The 22191-nt window shown below is 65.3% G+C and carries 17 protein-coding genes, 1 tRNA gene and 1 pseudogene; 11 read left to right on the top strand and 8 right to left on the bottom strand.

Going from position 1 to position 22191, the window contains the following annotated elements:
* Window positions 1–26 precede the first annotated feature (26 nt).
* Genes MAXJ12_RS04640 through tsaD form a run of 3 tightly spaced genes read right to left on the bottom strand, consistent with a single transcriptional unit; the run spans window position 27 to window position 2427 of the window.
* Entirely contained in the window at window positions 27–323 is a 297-nt protein-coding gene (locus tag MAXJ12_RS04640; RefSeq protein WP_008834616.1) for a YciI-like protein, read from the bottom strand.
* 17 nt (window positions 324–340) lie between these two features.
* On the bottom strand, window positions 341–1324 hold the full coding sequence (locus MAXJ12_RS04635; protein ID WP_008834615.1) for an NAD(P)H-dependent glycerol-3-phosphate dehydrogenase: 984 nt from the start codon (window positions 1322–1324) through the stop codon (window positions 341–343).
* On the bottom strand, window positions 1321–2427 hold the full coding sequence (gene tsaD, locus MAXJ12_RS04630; protein WP_008834614.1) for a tRNA (adenosine(37)-N6)-threonylcarbamoyltransferase complex transferase subunit TsaD: 1107 nt from the start codon (window positions 2425–2427) through the stop codon (window positions 1321–1323). Before tsaD ends, MAXJ12_RS04635 begins: the two co-directional genes overlap by 4 nt.
* Window positions 2428–2511: 84 nt before the next feature.
* On the opposite strand from tsaD, the gene hemC reads away from it, so the two are divergent.
* The 6 genes from hemC (at window position 2512) to MAXJ12_RS04600 (ending at window position 8634) form a co-directional block, all read left to right on the top strand.
* Window positions 2512–3441 carry a hydroxymethylbilane synthase gene (hemC, locus tag MAXJ12_RS04625; protein ID WP_008834613.1) on the top strand — a complete coding sequence of 310 codons (930 nt, stop codon included), beginning with the start codon at window positions 2512–2514 and terminating at the stop codon, window positions 3439–3441.
* Window positions 3442–4158 carry a uroporphyrinogen-III synthase gene (locus MAXJ12_RS04620; protein ID WP_008834612.1) on the top strand — a complete coding sequence of 239 codons (717 nt, stop codon included), beginning with the start codon at window positions 3442–3444 and terminating at the stop codon, window positions 4156–4158.
* Between the two features lie 111 nt (window positions 4159–4269).
* A complete protein-coding gene (locus MAXJ12_RS04615) occupies window positions 4270–5736 on the top strand; it encodes a phage tail protein (RefSeq protein WP_008834611.1) in 1467 nt (488 codons plus the stop codon).
* A gap of 13 nt (window positions 5737–5749) precedes the next feature.
* The gene (locus MAXJ12_RS04610; RefSeq protein ID WP_008834610.1) at window positions 5750–7399 is read left to right on the top strand and encodes a heme biosynthesis protein HemY; all 1650 of its coding nucleotides are present in this window, start codon (window positions 5750–5752) and stop codon (window positions 7397–7399) included.
* A gap of 24 nt (window positions 7400–7423) precedes the next feature.
* A complete protein-coding gene (locus MAXJ12_RS04605) occupies window positions 7424–7909 on the top strand; it encodes a tellurite resistance TerB family protein (RefSeq protein ID WP_008834609.1) in 486 nt (161 codons plus the stop codon).
* Between the two features lie 5 nt (window positions 7910–7914).
* A complete protein-coding gene (locus tag MAXJ12_RS04600) occupies window positions 7915–8634 on the top strand; it encodes a glutamine amidotransferase (RefSeq protein WP_008834608.1) in 720 nt (239 codons plus the stop codon).
* Between the two features lie 14 nt (window positions 8635–8648).
* Here MAXJ12_RS04600 and MAXJ12_RS04595 read toward each other — a convergent pair whose 3' ends face one another.
* Entirely contained in the window at window positions 8649–9890 is a 1242-nt protein-coding gene (locus MAXJ12_RS04595; protein ID WP_008834607.1) for an MFS transporter, read from the bottom strand.
* Between the two features lie 399 nt (window positions 9891–10289).
* Between MAXJ12_RS04595 and MAXJ12_RS04590 the strand changes: the two genes are divergently transcribed.
* A complete protein-coding gene (locus MAXJ12_RS04590; RefSeq protein ID WP_008834606.1) occupies window positions 10290–10505 on the top strand; it encodes a hypothetical protein in 216 nt (71 codons plus the stop codon).
* A gap of 75 nt (window positions 10506–10580) precedes the next feature.
* On the opposite strand, the gene MAXJ12_RS04585 is transcribed toward MAXJ12_RS04590, so the two are convergent.
* Window positions 10581–10656 (bottom strand) — tRNA-Ala (locus tag MAXJ12_RS04585).
* Between the two features lie 140 nt (window positions 10657–10796).
* Here MAXJ12_RS04585 and MAXJ12_RS04580 point away from each other — a divergent pair.
* Complete coding sequence (locus MAXJ12_RS04580; RefSeq protein WP_008834605.1) at window positions 10797–11087, top strand: YggT family protein; 291 nt, start codon at window positions 10797–10799, stop codon at window positions 11085–11087.
* 9 nt (window positions 11088–11096) lie between these two features.
* Entirely contained in the window at window positions 11097–11402 is a 306-nt protein-coding gene (locus MAXJ12_RS04575) for a DUF167 family protein (RefSeq protein ID WP_008834604.1), read from the top strand.
* A gap of 51 nt (window positions 11403–11453) precedes the next feature.
* Here MAXJ12_RS04575 and MAXJ12_RS04570 read toward each other — a convergent pair whose 3' ends face one another.
* A complete protein-coding gene (locus MAXJ12_RS04570; protein WP_008834603.1) occupies window positions 11454–13106 on the bottom strand; it encodes an FAD-binding dehydrogenase in 1653 nt (550 codons plus the stop codon).
* A 134-nt stretch (window positions 13107–13240) separates the two neighbouring features.
* Here MAXJ12_RS04570 and purH point away from each other — a divergent pair, with 134 nt between their 5' ends.
* Window positions 13241–14857 carry a bifunctional phosphoribosylaminoimidazolecarboxamide formyltransferase/IMP cyclohydrolase gene (gene purH / locus MAXJ12_RS04565; RefSeq protein WP_008834602.1) on the top strand — a complete coding sequence of 539 codons (1617 nt, stop codon included), beginning with the start codon at window positions 13241–13243 and terminating at the stop codon, window positions 14855–14857.
* Window positions 14858–15234: 377 nt separating this feature from the next.
* Here purH and MAXJ12_RS04555 read toward each other — a convergent pair.
* Both MAXJ12_RS04555 and MAXJ12_RS04550 read right to left on the bottom strand, forming a co-directional pair.
* Window positions 15235–16635, bottom strand: a pseudogene (locus MAXJ12_RS04555) (MFS transporter); the annotation flags it as partial.
* Window positions 16636–16660: 25 nt separating this feature from the next.
* Complete coding sequence (locus tag MAXJ12_RS04550) at window positions 16661–21445, bottom strand: NAD-glutamate dehydrogenase (protein WP_008834599.1); 4785 nt, start codon at window positions 21443–21445, stop codon at window positions 16661–16663.
* A 116-nt stretch (window positions 21446–21561) separates the two neighbouring features.
* Between MAXJ12_RS04550 and MAXJ12_RS04545 the strand changes: the two genes are divergently transcribed.
* Window positions 21562–22125: a peroxidase-related enzyme gene (locus MAXJ12_RS04545; RefSeq protein WP_008834598.1), complete on the top strand. Its 564-nt coding sequence runs from the start codon at window positions 21562–21564 to the stop codon at window positions 22123–22125.
* Window positions 22126–22191 lie beyond the last annotated feature (66 nt).

Below are 22191 nucleotides of genomic sequence, written 5' to 3'. Positions count from 1 at the left end.
ATCCCTCTTTTCGCATCATTCCCGTACTACGCATTCGCCGGATTGTTGAAGGTCCAGTTCCATGGCTGGATGTCGACCGTCGCAAACAGCCCGGCCCTGGCGTAAGGATCGGCAGCGGAGACGGCGCGCGCCGCATCCATGTCCGCCGCCTCGATCACCACCAGGCTGCCGCAGGGCTTGCCGTCGTCATCCAGGAACGGCCCGGCGAATTTCAGCGCGCCCTCAGCGTTGAGCCCGTTCAGGAAAGCGACATGGTCCGGGCGGTTGTCGAGCCTGACCTGCAGATGGCCGGGCTTGTCACGGCAGATGAACGCAAACAGCATTGTTTCTCCTCGAATTCCTATTCGGCCTCGGTTCGCAGCGGCCGCGACATCAGCGCCGCGACTGCTTCCCTGATTGTGATCGCGCGCTCCAGAATCTGGGCGACCGCCCCGATGATCGGCGCGTCGATGCCGCGCTCGCGGGCAATGCGGGCGGCGATCGCCGCAGTGGCGACACCCTCGGCGAGCGGACGGCCGGCAAGATTCTCACCGCGGCCCAGCGCCAGCCCGTAGGCAAAATTGCGCGACTGCGCGGAAGAGCAGGTCAAGAGCAGGTCGCCGAGGCCGGAGAGCCCCATCAGCGTCTCCGGGCGAGCGCCGAAGGCTGCGCCGACGCGGCGCAGCTCGACGAAGCCCCGGGTCACCATTGCCGCCTGCGCGCTGGCGCCGAGGCCGGCGCCGGTGATCGCGCCGGCGGCGATCGCGAAGACGTTCTTCAGCGCGCCGCCGATTTCGACGCCGATCAGGTCGTCGGTCGAATAGCAGCGCAGATTGGCGGCCGAGAAGCGCAGCGCGAGCGTGGCCGCCAGCGCTTCCTCGCGGGCCGCCACCACCACGGCCGTTGGCAAGCCCTTTGCGACGTCCGATGCGAAACTCGGCCCGGAAAGTGCCGCCACCGGGTTGTTCGGCAGGATTTCGCCGGCGATGGCCGAAAGCAGCGTGCCGGTTCCACCCTCGATACCCTTGGCACAGAGAACGAGGGGAATGTTTGCGGGCATATGGCCTTGGGCGAGGCTCAACACCTCGCGCAAGGCCTGCGCCGGCGTGACGGCCAGGACGCAGTCGGCGCGATCCAAGACCGCCTCCATGTCCGTCGTCGCTTCAATGCCCTCGCCGAATTCGATGCCGGGCAGATAGCGCGGATTTTCGCCTGCCGAGATCGCGGCAGCGTCTTCGGCATTGCGGGCCCATAGCCGGGCCTTGTGCCCGGCGCGCAGCATAGAAAGCGCAAGGGCGGTGCCCCAGGCCCCGCCACCGAGCACGGTGACCGAATAGAAGCTCATGCCTTGGCTCCCCGCCTGCCGGAACCGACGACAGGCGCCGAAATGCTGTCGAGCGGCCAGCGCGAGCGCGGCACGAAATCCATGGTTTGCGGATCGGTCATGCCTGCCCGCAGGCGCTCTATGCCGGCCCAGGCGATCATGGCCGCGTTGTCGGTGCACAGTATGTGCGGCGGCGAGACGAAGCGGAAGCCATATTCGCCGCAGAGTGCTTCCAGCGTCGCCTTGATCTGGCGGTTTGCCGCAACGCCGCCCGCCACGACCAGCGCCGGGGCGGCGATATCGGGAAATTCGCTGCGGAAGCGGGACAGCGCACGCGAAACGCGGTCGCCGAGCGCGTCGGAAACCGCCAGTTGGAAGGAAGCGCAGATGTCGGCGACATCCTTGTCCGACAGCGGCGAGATTTCCGTGGCAGCCTGGCGCACCGCCGTCTTCAGCCCGGAGAAGGAGAAATCAGGCCTCTGCACGCCCTTCATGGGGCGCGGAAAGGCGAAACGGGACGGATCTCCGCGCGACGCGGCGATTTCGACGTTCGGGCCGCCGGGATAAGGCAGGCCGAGCATCTTCGCAGTCTTGTCGAAGGCTTCGCCCAGCGCGTCGTCGATTGTCGTCGCCCAGCGCTGGTAATCGCCGACGCCGCGGACCAGCGCGATCTGGGTGTGGCCGCCGGAGACCAGCAGCAGCAGGTATGGAAAGGCGAGGCCGTCGGTCAGCCTGGCAGTCAGCGCGTGGCCTTCGAGGTGGTTGACCGCGATCAGCGGCTTGCCGGCCGACATGGCCATCGCCTTGGCCGTCATCAGGCCGACGATCAGCCCGCCGACCAGGCCCGGACCGGCTGTAGCCGCGATGGCGTCGATCTGGGAAAGATCGGTTCCGGAATCGGCCAGCGCTGCCTCGATGATGCCGTCCAGCGCCTCGACATGGGCGCGCGCCGCGATCTCGGGCACCACGCCGCCGAAGGCCGCGTGCTCCTCAATCTGGCTGAGCACGATGTTGGACAGAATCTCCGGCGCGCCGCCGACCTCCAGCGCAACGACGCTGGCCGCGGTTTCGTCGCAGCTCGTCTCGATGCCCAGTACCCGGAATGATTTGTCGCGCTGTACCATTATTGCCGGAGCGCCCTTTCCCCGATAGGAGAACCTTTGGGCAGATAACCCTGTTCGCGGGGTGGGTATCACGGACCGCGCGCCATGCAAACAACAGCCTTCAAAATCGGGACACGCGGCAGCCCCCTTGCGCTCGCGCAGGCGCTGGAAACGCGCGACCGGCTGAGGGCGGCGCACGGCCTGCCGGAGGACGCCTTCGCCATCGAAGTGATTTCGACCAGCGGCGACCGCATCCAGGACCGGCCGCTGTCGGAAGTCGGCGGCAAGGGGCTTTTCACCAAGGAAATCGAGGAGGCGCTGCTTTCCGGCCGCATCGACATCGCAGTCCACTCTTCGAAGGACATGGCGACGGCGTTGCCGGACGGGCTTGAGCTTTCGGCCTTCCTGCCGCGCGAGGATCCCCGCGACGCCTTCATCGGCAAAACCGCGCCGTCGATAGTCGAACTGCCGCACGGTGCGACCGTGGGCTCGTCGTCGCTGCGCCGGCAGGCTCTGATCCTGCGCATGCGGCCCGACCTGAACGTGGTGATGTTCCGCGGCAATGTGCAGACGCGCCTGCGCAAGCTCGACGAGGGCGTCGCCGACGGAACCATCCTGGCCAATGCCGGCCTGCGGCGGCTGGGTTTGGAGCATGTCGCGACCCATCTGATGCCGCTCGCCACATTTCCCCCGGCGCCGGGACAGGGCGCTATCTGCATCGAAAGCCGCGTCGCCGACGAACGCGCGGCTTCGCTGGTCGCAGCGATCGATCACCGGCCGACCGCGCAGGCGCTGGCTTGCGAGCGTGCCTTTCTGGCGGTCCTCGACGGCTCGTGCCGCACGCCGATAGCCGGCCACGCGGTGGTGGAAGGCGAAAATCTCTCCTTCACCGGCCTGATCCTGACGCCGGACGGGCGCGAAGCGCATGAGGTTTCCGGCTCCGGCCGCGCCGAGGACGCAGCCGCAATCGGCCGCGCCACCGGGCAGGAGGTCAGGGCAAAGGCCGGGACGCGGTTTTTCGAAGGCTGGGCCTGAATGAGCCGCCGCGTTCTGGTGACACGGCCGGAACCCGGCGCGTCGCAAACGGCGGAGCGGCTACGCATTGCCGGATTCTCGCCGCTAGTGCTACCGCTGTCGGAAACCCGAGCCCTGCCGGTCGTTTCGGTTCCGGAATCGTTCGACGTCGTCGCGGTGACGAGCGCCAACGCCATCCGCCACACATCGCGCGCGCTTCTCGACCGGCTTGCCGGCAGCCGCTGCTATGCAGTGGGGCAAAAGACCGAGGCGATAGTCGGTCAGGCCGGATTTACTGATATTGTGACCGGACCCGGCGACGCCGAAGCGCTGGCGGATGCCATCATTTCAGCAGAAAAACGCGGGGCCGCGATCCTTTATCTGTGCGGACGCGTCCGCCTGCCAGCGTTCGAGGAAAGGCTGCGCTCCGCCGGCATCGGTGTCCACCCGGTCGAGACCTATGACACGGCCGGGATAAGCCATGAAAGCAGCTCTATTCGCCGCCTGCTGGACGAACGACCTGTCGACGCGGTGCTGTTGTATTCCGCCAGGGCCGCAGAGGCCTTTGCAAGCATTGTAAGCCGTCCCGAGCTTGCTTTTCTGTTCAAGGCGGCCGGCCTTTTCTGCCTTTCGTCACGTGTCGCCTCGGCGTTTGGCGGATACGATACGATAGAAATTCACATAGCGGCGGAGCCGAACGAGGAGGCGCTGCTTCAGCTTCTCGAAACGGCCCGCTGAACCACGCCATCACGCGGCCCCTTTTCAGCCGATGCTGGTGTGATAGTTAGTTGTCCGATACACCGTCCCCGCATTCCCGGGATCGAATTTACAAGAATTGCGAGGGCCGCCATGGTCAAGACGCCAAAGATGCGGCATTCCAAGCCGCAGCGCGAGCCGGTGACGATAGAGCTGGAACCGGACGCGGTTTCGCGCGTCGAAGAGGCCGGCGATGACATTGACACCAGCCAGACGGCCGAGCCGCAGCCGGCTGCGGAATTCGTCGAGGCCGAGAAGGAGGGCGTGAGCGATCCCGCCGCTGAATCGACGGAAACGGCCGGCGAACCGAAGGCTCGGGCTGAAGCGGCCGCCCAGGCGGAAGCCGCCGCCGAACCCATAACCACCGATCCCGAATCGGAAGCGCCGCACCGGCCCTATGGCTACGGCTTCGAGGCCGAGGAAGCGCAGCGGCGCGAAAGAGCGGAAGCACTGGATGCCGGCGAGGCTGCCGATCCCGAACAACCTTCTGTTGTATCGGAGCCGAAACGAAACGGTTGGGCACCCGTGGGGGCGGCTGGATTGATTGGCGCGGTGCTGGCGCTGATCGCCGCGGGTGGCCTGCAATATGCGGGTGTGCTCGGCAACCCCGGAGCGACAAGCGGCGGTCCCGCACTCGATGGCGTCCAGTCGGAAATCGCGTCCCTGCAACAGGAGATAGCGGCGCTGAAGCAGAGTGCAGCCGCTCCGGATACCGACATTGCCGGACAGGTCGATGCTCTTTCGGCTTCGCTGGACCAGGTCAAGGCGGATGTGGCGTCCTTGCAGCAGGCCGTCGGTTCCGGCGGCAGCGGCGACAATGCCGGGCTGCAGGCGCTGGACGGCCGGGTCAAGGAGATCGAAACGGCGATCGCCGGCCTCGGCCAGACCGGAGCGCAGGCCCCCGCCGCCGAGATCGCAGCCATCGGCGACCGGATTGCGGGCCTCGAAGCGCTGGTCAAGGAAGCCGGAGACAAAACGACGTCCAACGAAGGGCGGCTAGCGGCGCTGGAACAGAACTTTACCGATCTTTCGGGGAAGATCGACACCCAGGCGGCGCAGCCGAAAATCGCCATGGCGATCGCAACTTCGGCGCTGAAGGCTGCGGTGGATCGCGGTGCGCCTTTCCTGGCCGAGCTTGAGACTTTTGCAGCAATCGCGCCCGATGCGCCGGAGATTCCGGAGCTGCGCGTCCATGCCGAAAAGGGTGTTGCCTCGCGGGAAGACATTCTCGCCGAGACCGATGAGGCCGCCAAGGCGATGATCGCCGCCGAACGCACCGTCGATGCCAATGCCGGCTTCTTCGAGCGGCTGCTCAATAGCGCCGAATCGCTGGTCACTGTCCGGCCGATCGGAGCGGTCGAGGGCGAAGGCGTGCCGGAAACCGTCGCCCGCATGGAGGTGGCGCTGAATGCCGGGGACTACGCCGCAGCGATCGCCGAATACGAGAAGCTGCCCGAAAACGTCCGGGCGGCAGCGGGCGCGTTCATGGAGAAGGTCCGCAACCGCCTCGCTGTCGAGCGACTGCTGGATCAGGCAGTCGCCGGCGCGATGAAGGCGTGAGTAGGACCTTTAGATGATACGCATCCTTTTCTTCCTCCTCATCGTCTTCGCGCTCGGCCTCGGTTTTGCCTGGCTTGCCGACCGGCCCGGCGACATGGTGGTGACCTTCGGCGGCTACCAGTACCAGGTGAGCCTGATGGTGGCGGCGGTCGCCGTCACTGCGGTAGTCGCGGCGGTCATGATCGTCTGGTGGCTCACCAAGGCAATCTGGAACAGCCCCTACACAGTGGCGCGCTATTTCCGCGCGCGCCGGCGCGACCGGGGCTACCAGGCGCTGTCGACCGGCATGATCGCGGCCGGAGCCGGCGACGCCGGGCTGGCGCGCAAGATGAACAAGCAGGCGGCGAAGCTGATCCGTTCCGACCAGGAGCCGCTGATCCAGTTGCTCGACGCCCAGTCCTCGCTGCTCGAAGGCGACCATGATGGTGCGCGGCAGAAATTCGAGGCGATGCTGGACGACCCCGAAATGCGGCTGCTCGGCCTGCGCGGGCTCTATCTCGAGGCCGAACGGCTCGGCGAGAAATCCGCTGCACGGCATTATGCCGGGCGCGCCGCCGACCTGGCGCCTCAGCTTGGATGGGCCGCCGAATCGACGATGGAGGAGAAGGTCGAGCGCGGCGATTGGGATGGCGCCCTCAGCCTGGTCGACGCACAGAAGTCCAGCCGCCAGATAGAGCGCGACGCCGCCAACCGCCGCCGTTCGGTGCTGCTGACCGCCAAGGCAATGGCGCTTCTCGACACCGATCTGCCGGCCGCGCGCAGCGCCGCCGTGGAAGCCAACCGGCTGCGTCCGGATTTCGCGCCGGCGGCGGTGATAGCCGCCAAGACGCTGTTCAGGCAGAACGACATCCGCAAGGGCGCCAAGATCCTGGAGGCCGCCTGGAAGGCCGAGCCGCACCCTGAAATTGCCGACCTCTATGTCCATGCCCGTCCTGGCGACGCGACGCATGACCGGCTGACGCGGGCGCGCAAGCTGCAGTCGCTGAAGCAGAACCACCCCGAATCCTCGCTGATCGTGGCGCGCGCGGCCCTCGATGCCGGCGAATACCGGATTGCGCGGGACGAGGCCGAGGCTGCCATCCGCATGCAGCCGCGCGAAGGCGCCTACCTGCTTTTGGCCGATGTCGAGGAGTCGGAGACCGGCGACCAGGGCAAGGTCCGGCAGCTCCTGTCGAAGGCCATGCGTGCGCCGCGCGACCCGGCCTGGGTCGCAGACGGTTACGTTTCGGAGCGCTGGGCCCCGGCCTCGCCTGTGACCGGCAGGCTCGACGCCTTCGAATGGCGCGCGCCGATGGAGCGGCTCGGCCAATTGATCGAGCAGGAAGAGGAGCACCCGTCGCTGCAGGTCGAGAGACCCGCGCTTGTCGCGCCGGTCGAAAGCCCGGCGCAAAAGCCCGCTGATGTCGAGGAGGTGGCGCCTGTAGTGGAGCCGGCCGTACCGGTCGAACCGGCTGCAGCCGAAGAAGCGAAAGCGCCGGCGCCGATCGCGGCTCCACCGCCCGCGCCGGCGGCCGACGTTTCCCCCGAACAGAAGCGCCCGGTGCTTGCAGCGGTCGCCGACGCTCCGGACGAGACGCCACCTGTACCCCCTCTGCCGGACGATCCCGGCGTCGATCCCGATGAAGCTGCCGAAACCGAACCGCGCCGGTTCCGGCTGTTCTGAATTCCGACACGCTGAGGCAGACCCATGTTTGAACGTCTGGTTTCCTTCCTGAAGGGGCTGCCGCCCGGAGCGGCGGGGCCGCGGCTCGAGCGCGAAGACGACCCGCGCGTGGCGGCCGCGGCGCTGATGTTTCATGTGATGAACGCGGACGGCGTGCGCCACGATGTCGAATGGGAGCGGCTCAACGACGTGCTCTCGCAGAGCTATGGCCTGAGCGGCGACGAGCTGGAGACCCTGATCGCGGCCGGCGAGAAAGCCGACAACGAGGCGATCGACCTCTATGCCTTCACAAGCGTCCTGAAGCGGCATCTCGACGAGGAAGCCCGCATCGAGTTCATCCGGGCGATGTGGGAGGTCGTCTATGCCGACGGCGTGCTGCATGAACTCGAAGACAATACATTGTGGCGCGTCGCAGAACTTATCGGCGTCGACCGGCGCGAAAGGGTGCTGGCACGCCAGGAGGCTGCCCGCAACGCGCCCGGCGCGATCGGCGAATCGACGGACGAGTAGCATTCATGCCGCGAGTGGCGACGCGTGCCGTCAGGCCGAAAATTCTGATCGTGCTGCACCAGGAAACATCGAGCGCCGGCCGTGTCGGCCATCTGCTTCTCGAAAACGGCTTCGATCTCGACATCAGGCGGCCGCCGCTCGGCGACGAATTGCCCGAGACGCTCGACCATCACGCAGGCGCTGTCGTGTTCGGCGGACCGATGAGCGCCAACGACCACGCCGACTTCGTCAAGCGCGAGACCGAATGGCTCGCCGTGCCGTTGCGGGAGAACCGCCCGTTTCTCGGCATCTGCCTTGGCGCGCAGATGCTGGTCAACCATCTCGGCGGCAAGGTCGAGGGCCATGGCGAAGGGCTGGTCGAGATCGGCTGGTATCCGCTCACAGCCACCGAGGAAGGCAGGCAGCTGATACACTGGCCCGAAATGGTCTACCAGTTCCATCGCGAAGGCTTTTCGCTGCCGTCAGGCGCGACGCTGCTGGCGACCGCGGAGACCTATCCGAACCAGGCCTTCCGCTATGGCGACAATGCCTGGGCCATCCAGTTCCACGCCGAACTGACGCGAGTGATGATGCATCGCTGGGTCGTGCGCGGGGCGCATCGCTTCGTACTGCCCGGCGCCCAGCCGGGCCGCGACCATCTCGGCGGCAGGCTGATCTGGGATATGCATCTGAAGCGCTGGCTCGCCGAGTTCCTGGAGATGATCTTCGGCAAACCCGAACGCTGAGCCGTCCTGCGGCTTCAATGCCGTCCTTCGAGATGGCGCACTTTGCGCAGTTCCGGGAACAAGAAGGCCCACAGACCGGCGACCGCGACAGCGCCGACACCGCCGAACACCACCGCCGGCACCGTGCCGATCAGCGCCGCCATGGTGCCGGCGCGGAACTCGCCGAGTTCGTTGGATGCACCGACGAATACCCCGTTGACGGCGTTGACACGGCCGCGCACCTCGTCGGGCGTCCAGAGCTGGATCAGTGTCTCGCGCACGTAGACGCTGATCATGTCGGTCGCGCCAATCATCGCCAGCGCGAAGATCGACAGCCACGGCACCGTCGATACGCCGAATATGGCGGTGAACACGCCGAACATGGCGACGAAGAAGAACATGATCAGCCCGGCATGGTCTCTGAGCGGGTGTCCCGCCAGCCAGATGGCGACGAAGATCGCACCGATGCCCGGCGCCGCCCGCAGCAGGCCCAGCCCCCACGGGCCGAGTTCGAGGATGTCGCGGGCATAGACCGGAAGCAGCGCCACCGCTCCCGACAGGAGCACGGCGAACAGGTCGAGCGAAATCGCGCCGAGCACGATCTTTTCGCCCCAGATATAGCGGAAGCCGGCAAAAAGCGTGTCCAGGGTCGGCTTGTCGGTCTCGGTGCGCTGGGCAGGCTTCGGGATCGAGATGACGAGCAGGCTCGAGACCAGCATGAACGTCATGGCAGTGCCATAGGCCGCCTCGGACGAAATGCCATAGAGCAGGCCGCCCGCGACCGGACCGACGATCGTCGCCATCTGCCAGGCCGACGAGTTCCAGGCGACGGCGTTGGCAAAATCCTCCGCCGGCACCAGATTGGCCACCAGCGAGGCCGACGCCGGCCCGAAGAAGGCGCGGGCGATCCCGAATGCCGCCAGCACCGCGAAGATGGGGATCGGGCCTGCAAGGCCGCGGACCGAAAGAACGAGGAGCGCCAGCGCGCAGAGCGCCTCGAGAAAGGCGGACAGCGCCATGATCAGCCGCCGCCCGAACCGGTCGGCGACGACCCCCGTGACCAGCACGAGAAGCAGCGCGGGAGCGAACTGGATGATGCCGACCAGGCCGAGGTCGAACGGATTGCGCGTCAGGTCGTAAATCTGCCAGCCGACCGCCACCGAGACGATCTGGGTGGAGAAGGTCGCGAGGAAGCGCGCGACCCAGAAGCGCAGGAAAGCACCGTGGCGAAAGGCGGCGTAGCGCTGGTCGGCGGCGGTGTCGGCTTGTGAAGTCATCTCGGCGCTTCATTCATGGCCGTAGGGGATCGCCCCGGATGGCCGAAGCGCAGTGCATTAGCGCAGTTTCGCCGGTCATGCGTGCGCTTATCGGGTCTGGACCAAGATTTTTGCGGATCGGTGCTTCCGGTCTATACTTGCCGAGTTGTCCGGTCCGGCAGGCGGGAGGATTTCTCGTGGGCGCCAAAGACGACAGGAAGGCAACGGAAACGGTCCTCGCTGTCCTGCAGGACGAAGGATCAGACCGTGCCCAATGGAAGCTGAACTGGGATTTTGCGCAGCGCCTCCGCGCATCGCGGTCCGCTGAATCACCGCTCCAGGATCGCCCGTGTGAATAATTTCACATACGCGTTGTTGGCGCCGTTGCACAAATGGCAATCGGGTTAAAGGGGGTTAAACATGTGGATTCGGCTGACGCGCGCTGACGGAAATATCGTCACGATCAACACCGACTACCTGGTTTCGATCCAGGATCATGGCGACCGCACCCTGATCGTGCATACCTGCGGCGAGTTGCTCGTCCTGGAAAGCCAATTGGCGCTTTTCGAGGCCCTGCGGCTCCAGCCGATCGATCGCGACGGCCCCAAGCGGGATCGTCGCGCGGAACTCCACTGAACCGCAAGACGTCCGGCCGCGAACAACCGATCCGCGTTGCGCAAACGCTTGAACTACGGGGAAAATTCGATCCGCTGGTGGAGCTGAGGAGGATCGAACTCCTGACCTCGTCATTGCGAACGACGCGCTCTCCCAGCTGAGCTACAGCCCCGTCCAGCGGATGGGGCGTATTTATGTGCGGCGTCCCCATACTGTCAAGCAAAGAGCGGCCGCCATTCGGCGCTCCGGCAACCAGCACTTGCCGCGTCGCCGGCCAGTGGCTACATGTCGCCAATTCAATGGGAGAACGGCATGATCGCCCTCATTCAGACTGTGGTTCTGGCGCTGGACATTTACTGGTGGCTCCTCATCGCTTCGGCGATCTTCTCGTGGCTCTACGCTTTCAACGTCGTCAATTCCGGCAACCAGTTCGTCGGCACGATCGGCAATTTCCTGTTCCGCATCACGGAACCGGTGCTGGCGCCGGTCCGCCGTTTTCTGCCCGATCTCGGCGGCATCGACATTTCGCCGATCGTCGTGCTCTTGATCATTTTCTTCATCCGCCAGTTCCTGCTGACCACGGTGGCGCCGCTCGTCATTTGAGTTTGCCCTGTGGCCGGCTTCTGGCGTGTGCGCGACGGCGGGATCGATATCCACGTCCGGCTGACGCCGCGTGCTTCGAAAGACGCCATCGAAGGCGTCGAGGAAAAGATCGACGGGCACCCGCATCTCAATGCGCGCGTCCGCGCCGTCCCTGAGAAGGGCGCGGCCAATGCGGCGCTGGAGAAGCTGGTGGCTTCGTTCATGGACGTTCCGGCGAGCAGCGTATCGGTCGTTTCGGGCGCGACGTCACGCCTGAAGACCGTGCGGATCGCCGGCGAGGCGCGGGAACTCGCAGCGCGGCTGGAGAAGCTCTGAAGCAGACCGGACAAGACAGAGGCTGAGCGGGCGGCTCTAATCCGTCACCGGCTAAGCGGCTGCATGCCTGCCCGCAGCGCGTCCGGAAAAGATGCAGCCGCCGAGGAACGTGCCTTCGAGCGCGTTGTACCCGTGATAGCCGCCACCGCCGAAGCCCGCGACTTCGCCTGAGGCGTAGAGGCCGGGGATCGGCTCCCCCCCCGCATCCAGCACCTGTGAATCCAGATTGGTGTGCAGCCCGCCGAGCGTCTTGCGGGTGAGGATATGCAGGCGAACCGCGATCAGCGGGCCGTTTTCGGGATCGAGTATCCTGTGCGGCTTTGCCGTGCGGATCAGCCTGTCGCCGAGATAGTTGCGGGCGCCATGGATGGCGGTGACCTGCGCGTCCTTGGAGAACGAATTTTGCACCTCGCGGTCGCGCGCCTCGATCTGCTGCAGAAGCCGGTCGTGGTCGACAAGGTTTTCGCCGGTCAGCGCATTCATAGCTGCGACAAGCTCGCGAAGATTGCCTTTGACTATGAAATCCTCGCCCTTGTCCTTGAACGCCTCGACCGGCGGCGGCGCACCCGCGCCGCGCCGGCTCTTCAGCACCGCGCGCCATGACTTGGAGGTGAAGTCCGGGTTCTGCTCCGATCCGGATAGGGCAAATTCCTTCTTGATGATCTTCTGCGTCAGCACGAACCAGGAATAGTCGTAGCCGGTCGAAAGGATGCGTTTCAGCGTCGACAGCGTGTCGAAGCCGGGCATGCACGGCGCGGGCAGCCGGTTGCCGGTGGCGTCGAACCACAGCGACGACGGCCCAGGCAGGATGCGGATGCCGTGATTGGGCCAGATCGGCGCCCAATACCTCACGCCCTCCGTGTAGTGCCACATGCGGTCGGCATTGATCACCGCGCCGCCTGCTGCCTGCGTGATCGCCACCATGCGGCCGTCGACATGGTGCGGCACGCCGGCGACCATGCTTTTTGGTGGCGGACCCATCCGGTCCGCCGGCCAGTTCTTTCTGACCAGGTCGAAATCGCCGCCTATGCCGCCGGACGTCACGATGACCGTGCTGGCATGAAATTCGAAATCGCCGATCGCCTCGCGCCCGGATTGCTGGCCGCGCTCTACGGTCGATGGCTCGAGCACCTCGCCGGATACGCCGGTGACCCTGCCGTTGGTCTTGACCAGCCGGCTTGCCCGGTGGCGGAATTTCAGCTCGATCGCTCCCTTGGAAACATGCTCGCGCACGCGCCGGACGAACGGCTCGAGCACTCCCGGCCCCGTGCCCCAGGTGATGTGGAAGCGCGGCACCGAATTGCCGTGGCCATGCGCGTGGCCGCCGCCGCGCTCGGCCCAGCCGACCACAGGAAACCAGCGCATGCCCTGTTGATGAAGCCATGGCCGCATCTCGCCGGCAGCGAAATCGATATAGGCTTCGGCCACTTTGCGCGGCCAGAAATCCTCGTCGCGGTCGAATTGCGCCGAGCCGAGCCAATCCTGCATCGCCAGATCGCGACTGTCCCTTATGCGCAGCCGCCGCTGTTCCGGGCTGTCGACGAAGAACAATCCGCCGAGCGACCAGAAGGCTTGGCCGCCGAGCGAGTTTTCTCCTTCCTGTTCGAGGATAACGACCCGCTTGCCGGCATCGGCAAGCTCGGCGGCCGCGACAAGTCCCGCGAGACCTCCGCCCACGATGATCGCGTCGGCATGTTCGGCCATGGTGTCCCTCCCCGTCTGGTTGCAGTGTTGGCCGAGGGCAGGCGGACATCAAGGAAAATATAGGTCTTCTTGTCCCCGCAGGCTTGTGGTGCTACGGCCCCGCCACAGCGCTTTCGACCCGAAAGGACTCCGCCATGGCCGTCGCCTCCAAAAAGATTCCCGCTCCCGATCTCGTTCCGGTCCGGCGCGCGCTGCTGTCGGTTTCGGACAAGACCGGGCTGGTCGACTTCGCCGCCGCACTGGCGCATTCAGGCGTCGAACTGATTTCCACCGGCGGGGCCGCCAAAGCGATCGCCGCCGCCGGTATTGCGGTGCGCGACGTTTCCGACCTCACCGGCTTCCCGGAAATCATGGACGGGCGCGTGAAAACGCTGCATCCAGCCGTGCATGGAGCGCTGCTCGGCATTCGCGACGACCCTGAGCATCAGGACGCCATGCGCGAGCACGGCATCGAGCCGATCGACCTCGTCGTCGTCAATCTCTACCCGTTCGAGGACGTCCGCCGTTCCGGCGCTGACCATGCCTCGATCGTGGAGAATATCGACATTGGCGGCCCGGCAATGGTGCGCGCCTCGGCCAAGAACCACGCCTATGTCGCGATCGTCACCGATCCGGAGGACTACGCGCCGCTGCTCAACGCGCTGGAGATGAACATCGGCAGCCTGTCGCTGGAATTCCGGCAGAAGCTCGCGGCCAAGGCCTTTGCCCGCACAGCGGCTTACGACGCGGCGATCTCCGCCTGGTTCGCCGAGACGTTGGAGATCGAAAACCCGGTCTGGCGCGCATTCGGCGGCAAGCTGGAAAGCGTCATGCGATATGGCGAGAACCCGCACCAGCAGGCCGGTTTCTATCTCACCGGCGACCGCCGGCCGGGCGTCGCCACCGCGCGCCAGCTCCAGGGCAAGCAGCTTTCCTACAACAATATCAACGACACCGACGCTGCCTTCGAACTGGTGGGCGAATTCGATCCTTCGCGCTCGGCCGCTGTCGCCATCATCAAGCACGCCAATCCCTGCGGCGTTGCGGAAGGAAAGTCATTGAAGGAAGCCTATCTGAAGGCGCTGGCCTGTGATCCCGTCTCGGCTTTCGGCGGCATCGTCGCTATGAACCGGACGCTCGACGCCGAGGCCGCCGAAGAGATTGTGAAGACCTTCACCGAGGTCATTATCGCGCCCGACGTCAGCCATGACGCGCAGGCGATCATCGCGGCGAAGAAGAACTTGCGGCTGCTGGTGGCCGGCGGCCTGCCAGACCCGCATTCGCCCGGCTTGTCGGTCAAATCCGTCGCCGGCGGCCTGCTCGTACAGGGCAGGGACAATGCGGTGGTCACTGCCCGCGACCTGAAGGTCGTGACCAAGCGCACGCCGACGCCGCAGGAAATTGCCAACCTGCAATTCGCGTTCCGCGTCGCCAAGCACGTCAAGTCGAACGCCATCGTCTATGCGAAGGATGGCGCGACGGTGGGCATCGGCGCCGGCCAGATGAGCCGGGTGGATTCCTCGCGCATCGCGGCGCGCAAGGCGCTCGACGCCGCCGAGGCGGCGGGCTTGGCCGAGCCGCTGACCAAAGGCTCAGTCGTCGCTTCCGACGCCTTCTTCCCCTTCGCCGACGGGCTTTTGTCGGCCATCGAAGCCGGCGCCACGGCTGTCATCCAGCCGGGCGGCTCGATGCGCGACGACGAGGTCATCGCCGCTGCCGATGAACACGGCATCGCCATGGTGTTCACCGGCGTGAGGCATTTCCGGCATTGAGCGCGATGTCGGGTCAGTCGCTAACTCCGTTTGAACGGCAGAGGATAGCTGAAATCCTTTCTGCCATCTCCGCTAAGGACTGGCCTAGGTTCAGATCTCTTTCCAACGAGCCGTTTCTCAATCTGTCGAGCATGCGCGAGCAATTCCACGATTCGATTTGCAAAATTTCGGACGACTTGGACTACTGGGAAGGTGCGACAAGTATCTCGACTGGCACAGATGGCACGCGCTTGATCTTACTTCGCCTTAGCGGCAAAACACCGGAAGCGCCGCCTATCCAACTGTTCCTGCACAGTGCACCTAACCGGATTGGTATTTGGGTTTTTTACGAAGAGTATCAGGCCTGAGCGATGACGTTGTGCGCCAAGGCACATTTGTCACGCCCGAACCGCCTCATACTGCCTGCTCTTCACCCACGGCAGCAGCACCAGCCCGACCATGAACAGCGCGATGATCGGCGTGACGCCGAGGCGCTGCGCATCCTGGTTCGAGAGGCCGAGCGCTTCCGATGCGAAGAAGGCGGTCGCGAATGCGATCGCCAAGGGTCCGATGAAGCTCGTCGCGCGGCCGGACAAGGCATAGAGGCCGAACGCCTCGGTGACCTTGTCCCTGTCGACCTGGTCGACGAGCAGCGTGCGCGACGCCGCCTGGATCGAGCCGCCAGCAGCTCCGATAAAAGCGCCGGCGACATAGAACATGATGTCGGGCACGTTGGTCTGGCTGCCCTCGGCCGCGATGGTCATGAACAGCACGTCTGTGCGGGTCGTCGAGATCACCAGGATGCAGCAGATCGTCAGAATGACGATCGAACCGCTGACCACCACTTTCGGCCCGAACGCCTGGTCGGCGCGGCCGCCGAGCCATGCGCCGATCGCGCCGGTCAGGTTGGCGAGAATGCCGAATATGCCGATCTGCACGATCGACCAGCCAAGCACGCCGGCCGCATAGATACCGCCGAAGGAATAGAGCGCGTTGAGGGCGTCACGGTAGAACATGGACGACATCAGGAAGCTGAAATAGCTGCGCTCCGAAGGTAGGCGGCGCAGGGTCTTGCCGAGTTCGGAAAGCCCGCGCGCGACAGCGCCGTCGGCTGCCGGCTTGCGCTTCACGTCCGGCGTCCACAGGAACATCGGCATGACGAAGATGACATACCAGATCGCGGTGAGCGGACCCGAAGCGCGGTCGCCCTCGCGGGTTGCGGCGTCCAGCCCGAACAGCGGCTCCAGCCCAATCAGTGTCTTGCCGGTGGCGGGCTGTCCGGCGAGGAAGCCGAGAACGATCACCAACGAGACCAGCCCGCCGAGATAGCCGAGCGCCCAGGCCGACCCCGACAGGCGGCCGAGGTCGGCGCGCGGCACCAGATCGGCCATCATGCCGTTGTTGAACACCGCCGCAAATTCCATTCCCACCAGCGCCAGCACGATGGCGACCATGATGAAGGCGGTGCTTTCCATGCCCGGCACCGCGTACCACAGGAGCCAGCAGCCGATGACGCCGATGACCGAGAAGCCGAACACCCAGGGCTTGCGCGGCCCGGACGCATCGGCAATGGCGCCAAGCACCGGCGACGAGAAGGCGATCAGCATCCCCCCAATGCCGGCGGCATAGCCCCAGAGTTCCTGGCCTCGCGCCGCGTTGGAGGCGACCGCCGAAGCGAAATAGGGCGCGAACACGAAGGTGATGATCAGCGTATGGAAAGGCTGCTGCGCCCAGTCGAACAGCATCCAGCCCCATATGCCGCGCCGCGTCGCGGCGTCCCGCTTTACCTCGACCATTTCAGCTTTTTCCCCCCGGACCGCCCGGTTACATCCCGGTGAGGTCGCTCATCAGCCCAGACGCCACCGACAGGCGCGACACCGTGATCTCGCCGCCCTCGGTCAACGCCTGCAGCCTTTCGCGAGTGCGCGCGATCCGCTCGCCGCCAGCCTCGAGCCAGCTCGCCACCGGGTCGTCGGCCTTGCCGAACGCCGTCAGCGCTGCCACCGCGATGCCGCGCCGCGCCGCGCCGATCACGTCCGTCGCGCGCGTCAGCGCCAACCCGTCATAATAATCCGGCGGCAATATCGAGCGCGCCGCCTCCTCGACGCGGGGTATGCGGAACGCTTCGCTGACTGCGAAGAACGCCCGCGCGGCGGCCACTATGTCGGCCTTCGCCGTCCTGGAAACCAGCGCGATGTCGGGGATCAGCGCCGCCACATCGGTCCGCGCCAGCCGGTCGGCGAGCTTTTCCGGCGCACCGGCCGAGATGAAGCCCTGGCGGCGCTCGGCGAGCTTTGCCGCCGTGAAGGTCGGCATCAGCACATCGAATTTGGGCTCCAGCGCCTTGCGCGCTTCCTGCAATTCACCGATGCGCTGGCCGAGCGGCGCGGTTCCCGTGTCGTTCTTCAGCAGCCAGGCGCTTGTATTGTAGATCAGCCAGCCAACCGATTGGTAGAGGTCGAGCTGCACCTGCCCGTCGATCTTGTTGTCCAGCGCGTCGATTTCGGCGTAGAGCGCCGACAGCGAAAACCCGTCGCGCACCACAGCGAAGGCTCGCACCACATCGTCGGCCGGGCGTCCAGTCATGTCCTGCAGCCGGCTCACAAAGGACGGTCCGCCGCGGTTGATCAAATCGTTGGCGACGACCCGCGTGATGATCTCGCGGCGCAGTCTGTGGCCACGAATCTCGCCGGAATACTTATTCTCCATACGATCCGGGAAATACGCCATCAGGTCGCGCTCGAAATGCGGATCGTCCGGTACCGAGCTCGCCACAATGTCGGAGAACAGCACGATCTTGGCATAGGCGAGCAGCACGCCGAGCTCGGCCCGGGTCAGCGGCTCGCCGTGCGTCTCGCGCTCCGCCAGAGCGAGGGCCGAAGGCAGCGTCTCGACCGCCCGGTCGAGCAGTCCGCGCGTTTCCAGCGCGGTCATGAAACGGGCCTGGTGCGCCAGGTCGGCGAGCCCGCGCCTGCGCTGCAGCGAAAGCGCCAGCGTCTGCTGGTAATTGTTGGCAAGGACCAGCCGGCCGACTTCCTCCGTCATTTCGGCGAGCAGCTTGTTGCGCGCCGGCCGCGTCAGCGTTCCCTTGCGCATGGCGGACGCCAGGGCGATCTTGATGTTTACCTCGACGTCGGATGAGTTGACGCCGCCGGAATTGTCGATCGCGTCCGAATTGCAGGCGCCGCCAGCGAGGCCGAATTCGATTCGCCCGCGCTGCGTCACGCCGAGATTGGCGCCTTCGCCGATCACCTTGGCGCGCACTTCCGCCGCCGTCACGCGAATGGCGTCGTTGGCGCGGTCGCCGACTTCCTGGTTGCTTTCGCCTGTCGCCTTCACATAGGTGCCGATGCCGCCGAACCAGAGCAGGTCGACATCCGCTTTCAGGATCGCATTCATGATCTCGGCAGGCGAGACGACGTGCCTGGAAAGGCCAATCGCCGCCGCCGCCTGAGGCGAGAGCGTCACCGACTTTTGCGTCCGCGAAACGATGATGCCGCCAGCCGAGAGCTTCGACTTGTCGTAATCCTGCCAGCTCGAGCGCGGCAGGTCGAACACGCGCCTGCGCTCCGTCATCGATATGGCCGGATCTGGATCCGGGTCGATGAAGATGTCGCGATGGTCGAATGCCGCGATCAGCCGCGTCTGATCGGAAAGCAGCATGCCGTTGCCGAACACGTCGCCCGACATGTCGCCGATGCCCACCGTGGTGAAAGGCTGCGTCTGGATGTCCCGGTTCATCTCCCGGAAATGCCGCTTCACGGCTTCCCACGCGCCCTTGGCGGTGATGCCCATCTTCTTGTGGTCGTAACCCGCCGAGCCGCCCGAAGCAAAGGCGTCGTCGAGCCAGAAGCCGTGCGCCTGGCTGATCCCGTTGGCGGTGTCCGAGAAGGTTGCGGTGCCCTTGTCGGCGGCCACGACGAAATACGGATCGTCCTCATCGCGACGGACCACGTCGGCCGGCGGGACCACCTTGTCGCCGTCCAGATTGTCGGTGATCGAAAGCAGGCTGGAGACGAAATTGATGTAGGCCTTCTTGCCGGCCTCGAACCCCGCCTCGCGGGTTCCGCCGACGGGCGAGCGCTTCGGGAAGAAGCCGCCCTTGGCACCGACCGGCACGATCACAGCATTCTTGACCTGCTGCGCTTTGACCAGGCCGAGCACCTCGGTGCGGTAGTCTTGCGCCCGGTCCGACCAGCGCAGGCCACCGCGCGCCACCGGCCCGAAGCGCAGATGCACGCCCTCGACTTCCGACCCGTAGACGAAGATCTCGCGCCACGGCCGCGGCTCAGGCAGCCCGTCCACCGCGCGGGAATCGAGCTTGATCGCCAGCGATTGGCCTCTCTCCTTCGTTCCGGATACGAAATGGTTGGTGCGCAGCGAAGATTCGATCAGGTTCAAATAGCGCCGGATGATTGTATCGTCATCGATGTTCGGCACATCCTCCAGCGCGTCCTTGATCTTGGCCTTGAGATGCTTCGCCGTGACCGGGCCGTCCTTTTGCGCTGCCGGATCGAACAACGCCACGAACATCTGGTAGAGCCCGCGCGCGATCTCGGGATAGCGGTTGAGCACGGCCGCGATGAAGTCCTGGCTCTGCGGAATCCCCGCCTGCTGCAGATAGCGACCATAGGCACGCAGGATGATGATCTCATTCGACCACAGACCGGCGGTCTGGGCGAGGGCATTGTAGCCGTCATTGTCGGCGTCGCCGCGCCACACCGACAGGAACACGTCCTCGAACAGTTTGCCGCCGTCAGCAAGGTCGATCGGCAGTCCGAACACATTCTCCAGTTCCATATCGTGCACAAACACCAGCCCGGTTTCGCGATCTCCAACCTCGAAGGTGCGCTCGCTGATCACCCGGAAGCCGATATTCTCCAGCACCGGCACACGGCGCGACAGCGCCACCGGCGCGCCGAAATGGTAGATCTTCAGCGCTGCCTGCTCCGGCCGCTGGTCGGCATGGCGGTAGTAGTCGATGGCGATCGGATTGCCGGCGTCGAGCCTGGCGATGCGGCCGGCATCGACCAGCGCCTCGGCCGCCGAGAAGCTGCCGCGATAGCTTTCAGGGAATTTCGCGGCAATGCCAGCCAGCCCCGGCTCCGCGGCCGAGGCGGCCGCAGCCTCGCGCAGCGCATCCTCCCAGGTCCGCACGATATCGCGGACCACCGCCTCGATAGTCCTGGGATCGACCTTCGGGGTCCTGCCTCCGGAGCGGCCGATGATGAAATGCACCCGCGCAAGGCCGCCTTCCGGGAAGGCCGGGTAGTAGGCAGACAGGCGCCCCTCGAACGCGTCCTTCAGATAATCGCCTATGCGTACGCGCGCCCGGCTGTCGTAGCGGTCGCGCGGCACGAACACCAGGATCGAGACGAAGCGGTCGAACTGGTCGACCCGCACCAGAGCGCGCACGCGCGGCCGCTCCACCAGCCCCAGGATCGCCTCGGCATGCTTGCGCAGCGTCGGCACCGTGATCTGGAACAGCTCGTCGCGCGGATAGGATTCGAGCACGTTGATCAGCGCCTTGCCCGAATGGTCGCGCGGATCAAAGCCGGATTTGGCGATCACCGCCTGCGCCTTGGATCGCAGATAGGGGATCTTCATCACCGAGCGCGTATAGGCGGTCGAGGTGAACAGGCCGACAATGCGCAGCTCTCCCGAAAGCGAGCCCTTCTTGTCGTAGGTCTTGACCCCGATATAGTCGAGGTAGATGCGGCGGTGAACGACCGACTTGGCGTTGGCCTTGGTCACGATCAGCGGATCGGGCCCGTGCAGGAATGCCCGGATTTCCGGCGTCGTCGTCGCGCCTTCGATCTCGCGCCGCAGCACCAGCACGTCCGGATCGTGCAGTATGCCGAGGCCGGGGCTGGCGGCGCGCTCCAGCGTGCCGCTCTTCTCGCCGCCCTTGTAGCGGAACTCGCGCATGCCGAGAAAGGTGAAATTGTCGTCGCGCAGCCATTCGAGGAAGGCGATCGCCTCCGTCACCGCATCCTTGTCGAGCGGGACCGGAGAGTAGCGGAATTCCGAGATCGCCTGGTCGAGGCGCGCCAGCATCGGCTTCCAGTCGCTGACCGCCGCGCGAACCTGGCCGAGCATCTTGGCCAGCCTGTCGCGCAGCCCGCTTGCTTCCTGTTCGGAAAGCCGGCCGATATGCACATGGATAACGCTCAGCCGGTCGGCGCCGTGATCCTTTGGCAAGCCGCCATCGCCGACGATCTCCTCCACGCCATGCTTGCCATGCCGGACCACGATCACTGGATGGGTGACCAGCGCCGGTTCGCCTGCGGTCTCGGTGATCTCGCCCAGCACCGAATCGAACAGGAAGGGCATATTGTCGTTGACGACGGTTATGACCGTGATCGGCCGCCCGTCGCGCACAATGCCCGCGTCGCTGTCGATAGCGATGACGCTTTCGCCCTTGCGGTGCTTCTGAACCGCGCGATAGGCAAGCTCGGCAGCCTTGACGAGAACGGCGGGCTCATAGGCGGCGACATCTTCGGCGGGCGTGCGCGCATGCAGGTATTCCGCCAACCGCACCGGCCCTTCGATCGCTTTCGGTGCGGGGATTCTCGTTGCCGCCGCTTTGGCCTTGGCGCTGGATGCCATGATGCTTAAACCTCCCCCGGCCCATGCTTTTGCGTCTATCGTAGCAGATGAACCGCGTTTGGCGACACGGGCGTTGGCGCAAAATGCAAACTTCTGATGAAAGGGAGATGACGGCCATGAACGAGCGCATCCATGCATTGGACCTGCCCGCCGCCGAATTGAGCGAAGCGACAAAAGCTTATTTCGCCAAATGCCAGGAGAAGCTCGGACTGGTTCCCAACGTGCTCCTCTCCTACGCCTTCGACGAGAAGAAGCTGCGCGCCTTCACCGATACCTACAACGATCTGATGCTCGGCGATTCCGGCCTGTCCAAGCTCGAGCGCGAGATGATCGCGGTCGTCGTCTCCTCGATCAATCATTGCTACTACTGCCTGACTGCTCACGGCGCGGCGGTCCGCCAACTGTCCGGCGATCCGGCGCTGGGCGAGATGATGGTGATGAATTATCGCGCGGCAGCGCTTTCGCCGCGTCAAAAGGCGATGCTGGATTTTGCCGTCAAGCTCACGGAATACCCGGCAAAAATCGAGGAGAGCGACCGCGCCGCCTTGCGCGAGGCCGGCTTTTCCGACCGCGACATCTGGGATATCGCCTCCACCGCCGCATTCTTCAACATGTCGAACCGCCTCGCAGCGGCCATCGACATGCGGCCCAACGTCGAATACCACAAGATGGCGCGGTGAGCATCAGGTTTGGCTGCCAGGCTAGACACCGGGAAAAGCGAAACCATTTCTAAGCATTCGTAACAG

This window comes from Mesorhizobium alhagi CCNWXJ12-2, from assembly GCF_000236565.1.
Classification (GTDB): Bacteria; Pseudomonadota; Alphaproteobacteria; order Rhizobiales; family Rhizobiaceae; genus Allomesorhizobium; species Allomesorhizobium alhagi.
This window is presented reverse-complemented; position numbering and strand designations above follow the sequence as displayed.